The sequence below is a fragment of the Bacillus cereus genome, from assembly GCF_002567495.1.
Taxonomy (GTDB): Bacteria; Bacillota; Bacilli; order Bacillales; family Bacillaceae_G; genus Bacillus_A; species Bacillus_A cereus_AQ.
In genome coordinates this window covers 1-14,183 of record NZ_NVAP01000004.1, presented here as the reverse complement: position 1 = coordinate 14,183, position 14,183 = coordinate 1, and the positions used below count along the sequence as shown (strand labels likewise).

Below are 14,183 nucleotides of genomic sequence, written 5' to 3'. Positions count from 1 at the left end.
TACTATTAATCGTTTCAACTGGAATAAACAAAATATGTCGCACATATGTTTAAGCAGTGGGCAATTGTTGAAAGGGATGAAGAGTATGACACAGCTTAACTATGAAGAGAATTTATTAACTAAAGTAGCTTGGTACTATTACAAGGATCAACTTACACAACAAGAGATTGCTTCACTTCTTCACATTTCAAGAAATAAAGTGATGCGATTATTAGATAAAGCACGCAGTGAAGGTATCGTTACCTTTCATGTAAAAGGTACTGGTTTGCACTGCTTGAGCATTGAACGTGACCTAATAAAGAAATTCCACTTAAAAGATGCTTTTATAATCCCTACCCCAGCAAACAATTATGCAGCTTCTCTCGGAAAAGCTGCTGCCCAATATTTAGAGACACAGCTCCAGCAAGGCGATTTACTCGGCATAGGCTGGGGTGAAACGATTAGTAAAATGCTAGAAAACATTCATTTTGAAAGCTCTATTAATCTTTCAATCGTAACGCTAACAGGGGGCGTAAACCACTATCTCCCAAGAAGACTAAACTATTTACACTACATGCAAGGTGATCTTCATATTATTCCTACTCCTTTTCTAGCATCTACAACCGAAATGGCACAAAGTATTTTATCAGAACCAGGTGTGAAAGATATGCTGCATGTCGCTTCACTTGCTCAAACAGCAGTTGTCGGTATTGGCGGTTTATCTCAAGATGCCACTATTGTGAAAGAAGAAAAACTAACACTACGTGAAATGACATATATTCGTAACCAAAACGGTGCTGGTGATATTTTAGGACAGTTTTATAATACGAATGGCGATTTATTAGAGCTTCCACATCACAATCGCCTAATTGGCACACCTCTCTCTATTCTGCGCAATATGAATCATGTCGTAGGTGTTGCTGGAGGTATTCAAAAGATAAACGCCATTTATGGGGCTTTAAAAGGAAAATTTATTCATACATTAATTACTGATGAAGATACTGCGCTCTCTTTATTACGAAAGGACGGTGATTCTTAATGTCTACTTTGTTAGCTTTCGATGCTGGTACAGGAAGCATTCGAGCTGTTCTTTTTGATTTACATGGCAATCAAATTGCAGTAAGTCAAAAAGAATGGGTTCATAAAACGGATCCTCGTTACCCAGGTTCTATGAATTTTGATGTAAAAGAAAACTGGAAGCTTGTACAACAGTGTACGAAAGAAGTCCTACAAAAAAGTAATATACCCCCCTCTTCTATTCAAGCTATTAGCGCTACAAGTATGCGGGAAGGTTTTGTTTTATATGATAAAAATGGGCAAGAAATATGGGCATGTGCAAATGTTGATGGCCGTGCATCCGCTGAAGTTAGTGAGCTAAAAGAAATCCGCTCACACCTCGAAGAAGATTTATACAGAAAATCTGGGCAAACTTTTTCATTAGGTGCTTTACCACGTCTACTTTGGATTAAAAAACATGAACCAGAAACCTATTGTAATATTCACTCCTTTACGATGTTAAACGATTGGATTTTGTATAAATTAAGCGATGTACTGCAAATCGATCCTTCAAACGGTTGTACGTCCGGAATCTTTAACTTACAAAATAGAACTTGGAATAACGATATCGCTAAAGAGTGCGGGCTAACTTTGCCATTTTCACCAAAAGTAAATGAGGCTGGTACAGTAATCGGAAACGTTACAAAAGAGTGTGCAGCATTAACTGGATTACTGGAAGAAATTCCTGTCGTCGCTGGCGGCGGAGATGCTCAAATGGCATCACTCGGAACTGGAGTCGTGAAACCAAATCAAACATTAATATGCGGAGGGAGCTTTTGGCAACAAGAAGTAAATATGACAGAACCAATTACAGATCCATATGCTGCGATTCGTGTAAATTGCCATGTCATTCCGAATCTATGGCAATATGAAACAATCGCTTTTTTCCCTGGTCTTGTTATGCGCTGGTTTCGAGACGCTTTTTGCCAAGAAGAAAAGAAACTCGCTGAAAAACTTGGTATAGATGCTTATGAACTATTAGAAGAACAAGCGAAAGACGTACCTGTCGGATCATATGGTATTATCCCTACTTTTTCAAACGTTATGAACTACATTTCTTGGCGTCATGCGGCACCCTCATTCTTAAATTTAAGTTTAGACACTGACAAATGTGGAAAAAAGGAAATGTTCCGAGCTATTGAAGAAAATGCGGCCTTTGTTACACTTGGAAACTTAAAACTAATTGAAAATCTTACCGGTACATTCCCTTCTGAAGTTGTTTTTGCTGGTGGTGGTGCTAAAGGAAAACTATGGCCACAAATTCTTTCAGACGTACTCGGCATTCCTGTAAAAGTACCCGTTGTGAAAGAAGCAGCTGCTTTAGGAACTGCAATTGCTGCCGGAGTTGGCGCTGGAATATATACATCTATGGAGGAGACTGCCGAACAATTTGTACAGTGGGAAAATACATTTGAACCAATCACTGAAAATCACGAGCTATACAAGGAATTCTATGAAACATGGAAAACCGTGTATAACAGCCAGCTCGCTTTAGCTGATAAAGGACTTACAAAACATATGTGGATTGCGCCAGGTGCACTGTAACACATTTACATAAAGGAGTGAAATGTATGTTAAAAGCGAATGAAAATGACTTCTCCTATCGCTTCGGTGATAACGGGCCAAAATATTTAATACAAGGACCTAATATTGATCTTGGTCTTGTTGTCATTCAGCCTGGGCAAGAGTTTCAAAATCATTACCATACAACGTGTGAAGAAGTTTTTTATGCGTTAGAAGGTGAAATAGACTTCTATGTAAATAACGAAAGAGTTCCGATTAAACAAGGTGATGTCCTGCAAGTTCGCCCTCATGAATCGCACTATCTGATTAACCATTCTGACAAACCTTTTAAAGCTGTTTTTATAAAGTCACCACATTTACCAAATAAAGATACCGTACAAACGGAAAATCCAACATTAACGAAGGAGTGATTTCGAATGACTTGGGGATTTAAAAATCGATTAAATACAATTTTACCTGATGGTAGAGCGGTTATGTTAGCAATAGATCACGGCTACTTTTTAGGGCCAATTCACGGGCTAGAACAACCACTTGAAACAGTTAAAAACTTACTTCCTTATACAGACTCCCTCTTTTTAACACGCGGTGTACTTAGCTCCTGCATTCCTGAAAACTGCAGCACACCGATGGTTATGCGTGTATCTGGTGGAGCTACTGTCGTCGGTAAAGATTTAGCAAATGAAACAATTGTTACACCTGTAAAAGAAGCAGTAAAACAAAACGCAATTGGCGTCGGCGTTTCTGTATTCGTCGGATCAGACTATGAAACACAAACTGTTACAAATCTCGCAAACGTAGTCTCTGAAGCTCACGATTATGGTCTGCCAGTACTCGGTATTACGGCAGTTGCGAAAGAACTACAAAAACGTGAAGCTCGTTTTCTAGCACTTGCTTCCCGCGTATGTGTTGAAATGGGTGCTGATATTATTAAAACGTATTACTGCGAAGGATTCGAAAAAATAACGAGCACATGCCCTGCCCCAGTTGTCATCGCTGGTGGACCAAAACTAGACTCAATCGAAGACGCATTAAACATTACGTACAATGCACTGCAAGAAGGCGCGATCGGAGTAGACATGGGCCGAAACATATGGCAATCTGAGCACCCAGCTGCGATGATTCAAGCAATACATGGCATTGTGAAGAATAGATTGAATGTGAAAGAGGCGCTTGAACTTTATGATGATGTGAAGAATTAATGTAAAAAGACAGACTATTTATTAGTCTGTCTTTTTTGTTAAAATAAAGTAAAGGAGAAATGATTATGCGAAGAATGACTTTCGAACGCCCTACCGATCATTACGATGAACGCTTATACTCTATTGATGAAAAAATTTGCGCCCTATTAAAAGAACTTTCAGGTGGTGACCCAGGTTTTCCACATGATGAAGCGATTTATAAATGGGCAAAGCAATACGAATTTTATCCAGACTATCTAAACTCATTATTCTCTTCCATGATGGATGAAGAAGAATTTAAACCCCGCGTTGAACCAACTGAGTTTAAAAAACATGTACCTGTTTTTAAAACTTATGAACATAATGGCGTCATGTATACTGTAACTTTTATTCGGCAATATGCAAATGCTAGTGTAGTTTATTTATATAGCGATTGGGATTCCACGGATGAAGCTTTTATTGAAAATAAGCCTCATAGTTTCTTCCAATTATCAATAGATGATACATACGATTGCTGGTCAGAAGGTGGTGGCGGCACCGATGGACATATGAATCATCAATTCGTTGTATCTCCTGTCCTTCCTGATAATTTGTCTGGAATAAGCTTACGATTTAAAGAACTCAGTATGCCGTTTAGGAAAGATCAAGCTGTGCTTGAATTTGAAATTCAGATAGAAAAATAAGGTAAGACTTTAATCAATCCACAAATAGTAAGATAAATAAGGTAATAAAATAAGCAAGCCCCTTTCCAAACTGGATAAGGGGCTATATATACCCCTTCAAATGATTACTCTTGTTGATCGCTATTAAGTTTTGAAACTTTCTTACCTTCTCTATAATCAAGACAAGACACTTCAATTAATAAGCCATTAAATACTGTAAAATAAAAACCATAACTACTACCTCTCATCGAATAAGGTTCCTTGTCTATTTCAATGCCGCCTGCTACTAAGCGATTATACGCTTGATCCACTTCACTTGATGTATCCACTAAAAAACCAATATGAAAAGCTTCCGGATACGTAACTTCCTTATTCCCCTTAAATGCCTTTGGATCACTTAGTACAAGTATAAATCCACTCTCATCACTCATCACTACAAGCGCTTTCCCTTTTTGTTCCAAAAATTGAAAATCAAAAAATGTTTCAAAGAAATGTCTCGCTTCCGATAAATCATCAACACATAAATTCAAATGATTCAGCTTCATGTACTCATCTCCTTTTAAACAGAGGGTATTTAGACGCATTTTCATAACACTTAAATATGTAAGACAAGATATCCAAGCGTTCTGTCTAAGACTATGCTTTATAGTCTAATACTTTTTTCTATAGCCTAGAACTTTTTTAAATGAATGCAATCATATGAACAATTCGGCATGAAATGTTCATTTACCTATATAAACTGACAATTGTAATAGCCATATTATCTATTCTCTAAATTATGTAAAATCCATTCAATCAAGGCAATTGCTGCAGAGATGCGCTCTGTTGTATCTCCTAAAAATAATTTATGAAGTAATGCCTCCAAATGAATTGGTTTATTTGGCAACACTTGAATATACATTAAAGCAGACCCAGGTGGAGGTACTGGCTTATTATTAATAGCACATATCCCTTCTAACAATGTCCAAGTTGACGTATGAATTATATATGAAGCCTTTAGCTCATCATTTGCTTTCAGAGCAGCCTTAATTTTAATGAATGAACTATGTAACCAATGAGAAATCTCCCTTACTTTATCTCTAGAAACATGGTAGTTTTCAAATTCATATGTAGCTATTGCCTTTAATTTTTTCAACTCGCCGCTTTTATCAAATAAAATTTTCCCTTCTATAAAAGAGTATAGTTCCATCGGATTGTTTTTAAAGTTTACTTGTACTTGATTAACATCTGCATACTTATATTCAACTAAAATATCTTTTCGTGTTTCAGAATGAAAATTCTTCTTTTGTCCTTCTTCTAAAAGAATATATAAGTCTAAATCAGATTCAGGATATGCATCACCTCTTGCAACAGATCCGATGAGCATGAATCCATGTACCTTATCTACAGATAAACATTCGTTTAAAATTGTTTGTACTAATTTTTTATGTTTTTCATTTGTAATGAATGAAAAACTTTCTATCATTTCCATTCCCCCCTCATTACTAAAAAAGAGGATACATGTTTGCTTCTACAACATGTATCCTCTGCTTTGTATATTACGACTGTTGATAAGCCGCTTTCGATGATTTCACATAATAAACCGCATGATCCACATTAATAATATGATCTGGTTTTGGTTTACCACGGCCCGCTCTATGTCCAGCTAAGTGTTCTTCACTTGTTTCCCAATTTTTCCATGCTTCTTCAGATTCCCAGCGAATCATTACGACAACTTCTTCGTCGCCGCGTCTTACTTTTTTCACGAGAACACTCAAGTCGATGAAGCCTTCAAATTTTTCAATTATACCTTCTCCAGTAAAACGTTCTACAACTATATTTGATGTACCTTCTTTTACTGTAAATGTTTTCGTTTCGATAAACATATATCCCACTCCCTCTTTGTAATACGAATACTAGTATGCTTCTATTATAATTGATTATGATAATTATTTTCAATTATAAAGTTTTGATTTTTTGAATTATGCTGATTTCTTTTCTATCGCCTCATCTAAAAATTTGAAATACGGAAGTAACATTCCTATTAAAGAGGTGACACATATAATTGCACCGATGATTACATATAGCGCTCTTACTCCCCACATTTCACTCAATATCCCCCCTACTAACACACCTAACGGCATAGCGGATCGTATGAAAAATAATCGCACTGAAAATACTTGTCCTATCATATTATTCGGGACCGTTTGTTGGCATATTGTCGTGTTATGAACATTGAAAAATGCGATACAAATCCCTGCTATTACCTCAATTATTACCGCGATTGCAATACTATGATTAAACCCTAAAGAAATGTATGTGATTCCTCCTATAAACAATCCCCCAAGCATAAGTATGCGCCGACTTTTATATGTTACTTTTCCGACTAATGCTGAGCCAATTACGTAGCCAAGTGGGAAACCCGCCATGAAATAGCCATACTCCGCATATCCCGCTGATAGCTCGTCTTTTATATAAGGAAGGTTTGTAACCATCGTTACCCCTACTCCAAATTGCACGAAAGTAAGAAATATACCGAGCCAAACGATGATTGGTTTGGTAAAAAAATATGTAAAGCCTTGAAGAAACTGTTCTAGCCACGTTTTCCGGATATGTTGTGTTGTTCTCCTTTCTTCTATATAAAATAAGAAAGCACCACTAACAAATAGACAAATACATACGAAAGATAATGTAAATTCCGCTCCAATCAAATGAATCACTACTCCGCCTAATACTGGCGCAAGAAACATCATGAGACGAGTCATTCCATCAATATACGCATTTGCGTCTTGAAGTTGTTCCTTACTTACAATGCTCGGTGTAATTGCTTGACTCGCAGGTGTATAGAGGGGTGTAATAAGTCCAACTACAATTTGAACAGCGTAAATATGCCAAACTTCTAGACTACTTGTAACTAGCATAGCTAAAGGTAGTAAGAATACTACCGCTCGTATCCATTGTGAAAAAATCATAATCCACTTTCGGCTCCATTTATCAATACATGGTCCACTTATTAATTGTAGTATGAGAGATGGGATAAAATATAATAGCCACATACTACTTAATGCTGTTTTCGATCCCGTTAACTCATATACTAGAATTGAATTACATAACGTTCCGAAAGCCCCTCCTAATTCTGAGATTGCACTACCAATCCACATAAAAAAGAAAGAACGATTTTTCAATACACTCTTCACTATATCTCACCAACTTTTCTCTTAAATTCCTCCCTCTATCCCGCATTAACGGGCAGTAAGACCCCCACCTCAAAATTCAGCAGAAGCAAAGAAGTTAATTTGGGATCAACTGCCCATAAAAGCCCGATTGGTTCAACTAATAATCAGTGGGGGAGGAACAAAACCCCCACTGATTAAAGTTTCACTTTATGTACATTCTTGTTGTATATTATCTATTTAAAAACGCTTCTAATTCTTTCGCTAACGACTGTACTGCTTTTTTCCTTAATACATACTTTCCCTCATGTATATCAACTAACTTCGCTGCACGTAACAATTTCAAATGATGGTGTACTGTCGATTTACCAAGCTGCAATCTTTCCGTTATTTCCTGTAGTGTACGTTCTTTTTCAAACAACATTTTTACAATTCGCAATCGCGCTTCATCTCCAAGAGCCTTATGTTTTTGAACTAAAAAATAATTCGGTTCATATGGATCTTCGGGATGAATGCTTTCATTCGCAACTGGATAATGAAATACTTTCGTATCATCAATATCTGCTTCAATATTCCACGGTCTGTACGTCATTTGCGGAATAAGAAGTACGTGATGAACACTTGGCTCTGGCATATAGTTCACTCCGCCAGTCGCCCACTCGACAAACTCTTCCGGTTTCATCTTTTTATTCATTTCATTTTTTGCTTCATAATCTCGTTTTAATATAGAAAGTATTTCTTCTTCCCCTTTCTTAATTACACTCTCATACCAACCTGTCATTACAACGATTAAATGAGATTTCAGCACTTGTACATCTACATCACATATAAAGCTAATATAAGTAGAGAAAAACTGATGATCATTTGTCAGTTCCTTTAGTTCATATATTGCAGATGCTTCCCCACCTGCTGCTAAACGTCTTTTCTCTTCATACTTCTCTCCTAAAAACGGTAAACATATAAATTTCAAATCTTCTTCTGAAAGTGAATCAATTTTAGCATAAAACTGTGATAAGTCCTGAAAATCCTCTTCATACAATAACTGAAGCAATGCTTTCCACGTATTGTGCTCTTCTACAAACTGTAAGTGCTCTCTCATCTCTTCCGTTAATGATTGTCTAATTTCTTCCCATTCACTTTGAGTCTTTTCAAGAGTATCGATTAACCTTTTATGAGTAATTGCTGCAATGCCAAGTGCGCATTCGAAAAGTATCGAATATTTTACTTGCACGTTGTATGTTTCCCTTTTTCTATTCGTTACGTGAAAGACTTCCATTTGATCCCCTCCTTGTTTGCTATATATTAAATTCTACTTTTATCGAATTTTTCCTTCTATATTTTTAGAATTTATAAAAATATAAATTAAACCACATTCATTCTAAATTAAGAAGGATAAGAGCTTTTTTATATACAAATAATAAAGCTCAAGGAGTTGTTGACATGCATTTCATATTAAATATGTTAGGGATTTTCGTTGTCATATTAATCGTTTTTTTATGTTCGCCTAATAAAAAACATATAAAATGGAGACCAATTGTAATTCTCATCATATTGGAGCTTTTTATTACGTGGTTTATGTTAGGCACAAAGCTAGGCAGTATTATCATTAATAAAATAGCATCATTTTTCAGTTGGCTACTGACATGCGCGAACGAAGGTATTCGATTTGCATTTCCTTCCGCTATGGACAGTCCACACATTGATTTCTTCTTTAGTGCATTACTTCCTATCATTTTTGTTATTACTTTTTTCGATATTCTATCTTATTTCGGAATATTAACTTGGATTATTGATAAAGTAGGTGCAGTTATTTCAAAGATTTCTCGTTTGCCAAAGTTAGAAAGTTTCTTTTCCATTCAAATGATGTTTTTAGGGAACACCGAAGCACTTGCAGTTGTGCGTGATCAATTATCTGTTTTAAAAGAAAATCGATTATTAACTTTTGGAATTATGAGTATGAGTAGCGTTAGCGGATCCATTCTTGGGGCGTATTTATCAATGGTTCCAGCAACATATATTTTCAGCGCTATACCTTTAAATTGTATAAACGCATTAATTTTAGCCAATGTTTTAAACCCTGTAGAAGTTACGAAAGAAGAAGATGTCGTATATACACCTTCAAAACATGAAAAAAAAGATTTCTTTTCTACTATTTCAAACAGTATGTTAGTCGGGATGAATATGGTTATCGTTATTTTAGCTATGGTAATTGGTTATGTAGCTTTAACAGCATGTTTAAATGGGATTTTGAGCTTTTTTGTAACAGGCTTAACAATTCAAAAAATCTTCTCTATTATCTTTAGTCCCTTCGCTTTTTTACTCGGTTTATCCGGCAAAGATGCTATGTATGTAGCTGAATTAATGGGAATAAAAATTACGACGAATGAATTTGTTGCCATGATGGATTTAAAATCAAACTTAAAGTCCTTGCAGCCGCATACGATTGCCGTTGCAACAACATTTCTAGCTTCTTTTGCTAACTTTAGTACAGTAGGTATGATTTACGGAACTTACAATTCATTATTTGGCGGGGAAAAATCATCAGTGATCGGTAAAAATGTTTGGAAGCTTCTTGTTAGCGGGATGGCTGTTTCTTTATTAAGCGCTATGCTTGTAGGGCTTTTTGTATGGTAAATGGATATTATATTAACAAAAGACATCTCAATTAAATTGGATGTCTTTTGTTATTCTTAGCTCCGGATTTGTCCGTTTCCACGAATCACATATTTTGTGGAAGTTAATGCTGGAAGTCCCATTGGTCCCCTTACGTGTAGCTTTTGCGTACTGATACCAATTTCTGCTCCGAATCCGAATTCAGATCCATCTGTAAAACGAGTCGATGCATTATGGTAAAGTGCTGCTGCATCTACAGCTGTGAAAAACTTGCTGACGTTTTCCTCGTTTTCTGTAATAATCGCTTCAGAATGCATGGAGCCATACGTATTTATATGATGAATCGCTTCTTCTACAGAGGAAACGACTTTCACTGCTAGTGTGAGAGATAAAAACTCTGTTTCCCAGTCTTCTTCTGAAGCAAGTACAATAGAAGAATCAATTGCTAATGCTTTATTATCACCACGTAGTTCTACTCCCCTTTCCTTCAAGGAAGAAAATAGCTCGCTACCATATTGCTTCGCCCAATTCTCATGCAGTACAATCGTTTCAATCGCATTACATACAGATGGACGCTGCGTTTTTGCATTTATAATAATATCAAATGCCATTTGTTTATCTGCCGTTTCATCAATGAATATATGACAATTTCCCGCACCCGTTTCTAGTACTGGAACAGACGCTTCTCTCACTACAGTATCAATTAATTGCTTGCCACCTCTTGGTATAAGAACATCCAAATACTCGTTCAATGTAAACAACTGTTTTGCACTATCTCTCGTTGTATCTTCTATAAGCTGTACACTTTCTTGCGGCAAGGTTGTTTTTTTGAGTGCCCGATGAATAACGCTAACGATGGCTTTGTTAGAATGAATAGCAGAAGAGCTACCACGTAGTATTACTGCGTTTCCTGTTTTCAAGCAAATTGTAGCAGCATCAACTGTTACATTCGGTCTTGCCTCATAAATCATCCCGACAACACCAAGTGGTACACGCATTTCCTGAATAGATAGTCCATTGGGTCTTTCCCATGCACTTACACATTCTCCAACAGGATCACGTAAATCAATTAACTGCTTAATACCTTCAGCCATATCAAAAATGCGCTGTTCATTTAGCATAAGACGATCAAGGAGAGAATCGGAAAATCCTTTCTCCTTACCTTCTTCAATATCCCGCTTATTCTCTTCTAAAATATAAGCTGTTTCCACTATTAGCTGCTCTGCAATTGCGGCAAGTGCTTCGTTTTTTTGATCTGTAGATTTAAGTACAAGTTCTCTAGCGACTTCTTTCGCCTTTTTCCCCTTTGCCAACACTTCATTCATTTTTATTTCCTCCTTTTTAAAGTGAAACCCAATGATCCCTATGGATGACTTCATAGCTATGTCTCTCGCCTCTTGACTGAATATCTTGGCTTTGCATACCTTTTACATCTCTTAGTTCCTCTGCACTATATGTGCATTGTCCTTTTCCTATTACGCGCCCTTGTTGCGTTACAACCTCTACAACTTCACCCACTTGGAAAAATCCTGATACATTCGTAACACCAGCTGGAAGTAAACTCTTTCCATGCTGAATGATGGCAGCAGCTGCCCCGGCATCTACTTCAATTTGTCCGCTAACAAGCGAATGCAAGGCGATCCATTGCTTGTTCATTTTGATCACTTTTTGAGGTGCGTTACCGATATACGTGCCGTCACCTTTTCCCTTTAACACATCTAAAAACTTCTCCGGTCCTCTTCCTGTACCGATAAATACACTTACCCCAAGAGACAGCGCCGTCTTTGCGGCATCTATTTTTGATTTCATTCCGCCAGTCCCAAGTTTTGAGCCAGCATCTCCAGCAAGTGAGGCAATTTCTTCTGTAACTTCTGGAAGGAAATAATATTTTTTCGCATCCGCATTTTTCTGAGGGTTTTGGTCATATAAACCGTTCACATCCGTAAAAATCATGAGCGTATCTGCCGAAACAAGTCCACTTACTAAGGCTGACAGCATATCATTATCACCGAACGTCAGCTCCTCTAAAGAAATGGAATCATTTTCATTGATGATAGGAAGAGCAGAACGATTTAACAGCTCACCTAAAGTGGCGTACGCATTACCGTATTGTTCTTTTCGAGAAAAATCACTTCTCGTTAGTAAAAGTTGTGCAGTAACAATGTCATATTTACGGAATTCTTCCGTGTACGCCTGCATTAATAAACTTTGCCCGACAGTTGCCGCTGCCTGTTTCCCTTTAATTGTTACAGGTCTGCTAGGATACCCTAGAGCAGAAAAACCTGCAGCGACAGCCCCAGATGTAATGAGCACAACCTCATGGCCTTCCTGTTTCAATCGAGCCAATGCTGCAACGTGATCTGAAAGTTGTTCCTTAGAGATACCTCCATGACTAGCTGCCAGAGAACTACTCCCAATCTTTACAACAATTCGTTGTTTTTTCACTTTTGAATCCCCCAAGTCTAAAATCAAAGTTTTTTCATACATTACACTCAGTGTGCAGCGATTACTATTCTGCACCTATCGTATTAAAGGGCAAAATAAAAATGACCGCTTCGCCCTTAATAAAATAAAAAGGACGAAACGGTCACTGTTCCGCGGTACCACCTTAATTGATATACATAGATATCCACTTGGTGCCTATAACGCAGGCGAACGCCTAAACTTTCATTTAAGACTCAGGGATAGGTTCGATACATTCTATACGAGGAATCTTTCAGCCGGTGAATTCCACTCTCTTTCGCAAGAAGACATATGTACTAATTCCCTTCAACGATTTTCAATCTAATTTTTTTATATTATGCGATATAGTTCGATTCGGTGTCAAGAGGTATTTTTAAAAATAAATAGAGCCACAAGTTACTTGTATGAAATTATTGCCCTACTGAATGAAAATACAAATTGATATAAGTTTAACTCATATTCATAAACATAAAACCTTAAATTATAGTGTATATATTTACATAATATCGAATATAATTAATTTTTATCTTTTTGTATTGCAAAAGGGAAAATATTCTCTTAGAATGTTTCTTTATATTGCATGGAAATGTTATTGTTATTCTAAGATAACAATAACAAACCGATATAATTGACTATAAAAGGAGCAAGATTGAGTTATTATGGATAAACAAATTGGATTCATCGGATGCGGAAACATGGGCATGGCTATGATTGGCGGAATGATAAGCAAAAATGTAGTGTCTTCAAATCATATTATTTGTTCAGATTTAAACACTGCTAATTTAAAAAACGCTAGTGAAAAATATGGACTGACTACAACTACTGACAACAATGAAGTAGCTAAAAATGCTGATATTTTAATTTTATCAATCAAACCAGACCTATACGCATCAATAATTAATGAAATAAAAGAAGTGATCAAAAACGATGTTATCGTCGTAACGATTGCTGCTGGGAAGAGTATTGAAAGTACTGAAAATGCCTTTAATAAAAAAGTAAAGGTTGTAAGAGTAATGCCTAATACTCCTGCTCTTGTTGGAGAAGGAATGTCTGCATTATGCCCTAATGAAATGGTGACAGAAAAAGATTTAGAAGATGTACTAAACATTTTCAATAGTTTTGGTCAAACAGAGATCGTAAGTGAAAAATTAATGGATGTTGTAACATCTGTAAGTGGGTCTTCACCAGCATATGTATATATGATTATAGAAGCAATGGCAGATGCGGCTGTACTAGATGGTATGCCAAGAAATCAAGCCTATAAATTCGCAGCTCAAGCTGTATTAGGCTCTGCAAAAATGGTACTGGAAACAGGAATACATCCAGGTGCATTGAAAGATATGGTTTGTTCTCCAGGCGGAACGACAATAGAAGCTGTCGCAACATTAGAGGAAAAAGGACTGCGAACAGCGATTATTTCAGCTATGCAGCGTTGTACGCAAAAGTCTGTTGAACTATCTGGTCAAACTAAAAAGTAAAACTATAAAAGAGATCACGTTAGCTATGAATTCACATGAATTTAATTAGAAATTCACTAAAATCAAAACAGCCAAACT

At 36.6% G+C, this 14,183-nt stretch carries 14 protein-coding genes and 1 other annotated feature; of the genes, 7 read left to right on the top strand and 7 right to left on the bottom strand.

Annotated elements, in window-relative coordinates:
• Positions 1–67 precede the first annotated feature (67 nt).
• From COK05_RS01650 to COK05_RS01630, 5 genes are all read left to right on the top strand, one after another.
• Positions 68–1,018: a sugar-binding transcriptional regulator gene (locus COK05_RS01650; RefSeq protein WP_141538854.1), complete on the top strand. Its 951-nt coding sequence runs from the start codon at positions 68–70 to the stop codon at positions 1,016–1,018.
• The gene (lsrK, locus tag COK05_RS01645) at positions 1,018–2,580 is read left to right on the top strand and encodes an autoinducer-2 kinase (protein ID WP_098611218.1); all 1,563 of its coding nucleotides are present in this window, start codon (positions 1,018–1,020) and stop codon (positions 2,578–2,580) included. Before COK05_RS01650 ends, lsrK begins: the two co-directional genes overlap by 1 nt.
• 26 nt (positions 2,581–2,606) lie before the next feature.
• Positions 2,607–2,969, top strand: coding sequence for a cupin domain-containing protein (locus COK05_RS01640; RefSeq protein ID WP_000909986.1), 363 nt, complete (start codon positions 2,607–2,609; stop codon positions 2,967–2,969).
• Between the two features lie 6 nt (positions 2,970–2,975).
• A complete protein-coding gene (gene lsrF / locus COK05_RS01635; protein WP_000219785.1) occupies positions 2,976–3,758 on the top strand; it encodes a 3-hydroxy-5-phosphonooxypentane-2,4-dione thiolase in 783 nt (260 codons plus the stop codon).
• 65 nt (positions 3,759–3,823) lie between these two features.
• On the top strand, positions 3,824–4,420 hold the full coding sequence (locus tag COK05_RS01630; protein WP_141538853.1) for a hypothetical protein: 597 nt from the start codon (positions 3,824–3,826) through the stop codon (positions 4,418–4,420).
• A gap of 104 nt (positions 4,421–4,524) precedes the next feature.
• Here the strand turns inward: COK05_RS01630 and COK05_RS01625 are convergent, their stop codons facing one another.
• The 5 genes from COK05_RS01625 to COK05_RS01600 form a co-directional block, all read right to left on the bottom strand.
• Positions 4,525–4,944 carry a VOC family protein gene (locus tag COK05_RS01625; RefSeq protein WP_098611216.1) on the bottom strand — a complete coding sequence of 140 codons (420 nt, stop codon included), beginning with the start codon at positions 4,942–4,944 and terminating at the stop codon, positions 4,525–4,527.
• Between the two features lie 215 nt (positions 4,945–5,159).
• A complete protein-coding gene (locus tag COK05_RS01620; RefSeq protein ID WP_098611215.1) occupies positions 5,160–5,864 on the bottom strand; it encodes a nucleotidyltransferase domain-containing protein in 705 nt (234 codons plus the stop codon).
• A gap of 73 nt (positions 5,865–5,937) precedes the next feature.
• A complete protein-coding gene (gene hmoA, locus COK05_RS01615) occupies positions 5,938–6,264 on the bottom strand; it encodes a heme-degrading monooxygenase HmoA (protein ID WP_000469496.1) in 327 nt (108 codons plus the stop codon).
• A gap of 96 nt (positions 6,265–6,360) precedes the next feature.
• Positions 6,361–7,575 carry an MFS transporter gene (locus tag COK05_RS01610; RefSeq protein ID WP_098611214.1) on the bottom strand — a complete coding sequence of 405 codons (1,215 nt, stop codon included), beginning with the start codon at positions 7,573–7,575 and terminating at the stop codon, positions 6,361–6,363.
• A 208-nt stretch (positions 7,576–7,783) separates the two neighbouring features.
• Entirely contained in the window at positions 7,784–8,827 is a 1,044-nt protein-coding gene (locus COK05_RS01600; RefSeq protein WP_098611213.1) for an ArsR/SmtB family transcription factor, read from the bottom strand.
• A 164-nt stretch (positions 8,828–8,991) separates the two neighbouring features.
• On the opposite strand from COK05_RS01600, the gene COK05_RS01595 reads away from it, so the two are divergent.
• Positions 8,992–10,185, top strand: a complete 1,194-nt coding sequence (locus COK05_RS01595) for a NupC/NupG family nucleoside CNT transporter (protein ID WP_098611212.1) — start codon at positions 8,992–8,994, stop codon at positions 10,183–10,185.
• Between the two features lie 56 nt (positions 10,186–10,241).
• Here COK05_RS01595 and COK05_RS01590 read toward each other — a convergent pair whose 3' ends face one another.
• Positions 10,242–11,489 (bottom strand): glutamate-5-semialdehyde dehydrogenase, encoded by a 1,248-nt coding sequence (locus COK05_RS01590; RefSeq protein WP_098611211.1) that lies wholly within the window; start codon positions 11,487–11,489, stop codon positions 10,242–10,244.
• A gap of 16 nt (positions 11,490–11,505) precedes the next feature.
• Positions 11,506–12,609 (bottom strand): glutamate 5-kinase, encoded by a 1,104-nt coding sequence (gene proB / locus COK05_RS01585; protein WP_098611210.1) that lies wholly within the window; start codon positions 12,607–12,609, stop codon positions 11,506–11,508.
• A gap of 126 nt (positions 12,610–12,735) precedes the next feature.
• Positions 12,736–12,946, bottom strand: a binding site (T-box leader).
• A 340-nt stretch (positions 12,947–13,286) separates the two neighbouring features.
• Here proB and proC point away from each other — a divergent pair.
• Positions 13,287–14,105: a pyrroline-5-carboxylate reductase gene (gene proC / locus COK05_RS01575; protein ID WP_098611208.1), complete on the top strand. Its 819-nt coding sequence runs from the start codon at positions 13,287–13,289 to the stop codon at positions 14,103–14,105.
• Positions 14,106–14,183 lie beyond the last annotated feature (78 nt).

Coding starts and splice junctions, on each gene's coding strand:
- lsrK (WP_098611218.1), top strand. CDS start 1,018: ATGTCTACTTTGTTAGCTTTCGATGCTGGTACAGGAAGCATTCGAGCT.
- COK05_RS01640 (WP_000909986.1), top strand. CDS start 2,607: ATGTTAAAAGCGAATGAAAATGACTTCTCCTATCGCTTCGGTGATAAC.
- lsrF (WP_000219785.1), top strand. CDS start 2,976: ATGACTTGGGGATTTAAAAATCGATTAAATACAATTTTACCTGATGGT.
- COK05_RS01630 (WP_141538853.1), top strand. CDS start 3,824: ATGCGAAGAATGACTTTCGAACGCCCTACCGATCATTACGATGAACGC.
- COK05_RS01625 (WP_098611216.1), bottom strand. CDS start 4,944: ATGAAGCTGAATCATTTGAATTTATGTGTTGATGATTTATCGGAAGCG.
- COK05_RS01620 (WP_098611215.1), bottom strand. CDS start 5,864: ATGATAGAAAGTTTTTCATTCATTACAAATGAAAAACATAAAAAATTA.
- hmoA (WP_000469496.1), bottom strand. CDS start 6,264: ATGTTTATCGAAACGAAAACATTTACAGTAAAAGAAGGTACATCAAAT.
- COK05_RS01600 (WP_098611213.1), bottom strand. CDS start 8,827: ATGGAAGTCTTTCACGTAACGAATAGAAAAAGGGAAACATACAACGTG.
- COK05_RS01595 (WP_098611212.1), top strand. CDS start 8,992: ATGCATTTCATATTAAATATGTTAGGGATTTTCGTTGTCATATTAATC.
- COK05_RS01590 (WP_098611211.1), bottom strand. CDS start 11,489: ATGAATGAAGTGTTGGCAAAGGGGAAAAAGGCGAAAGAAGTCGCTAGA.
- proC (WP_098611208.1), top strand. CDS start 13,287: ATGGATAAACAAATTGGATTCATCGGATGCGGAAACATGGGCATGGCT.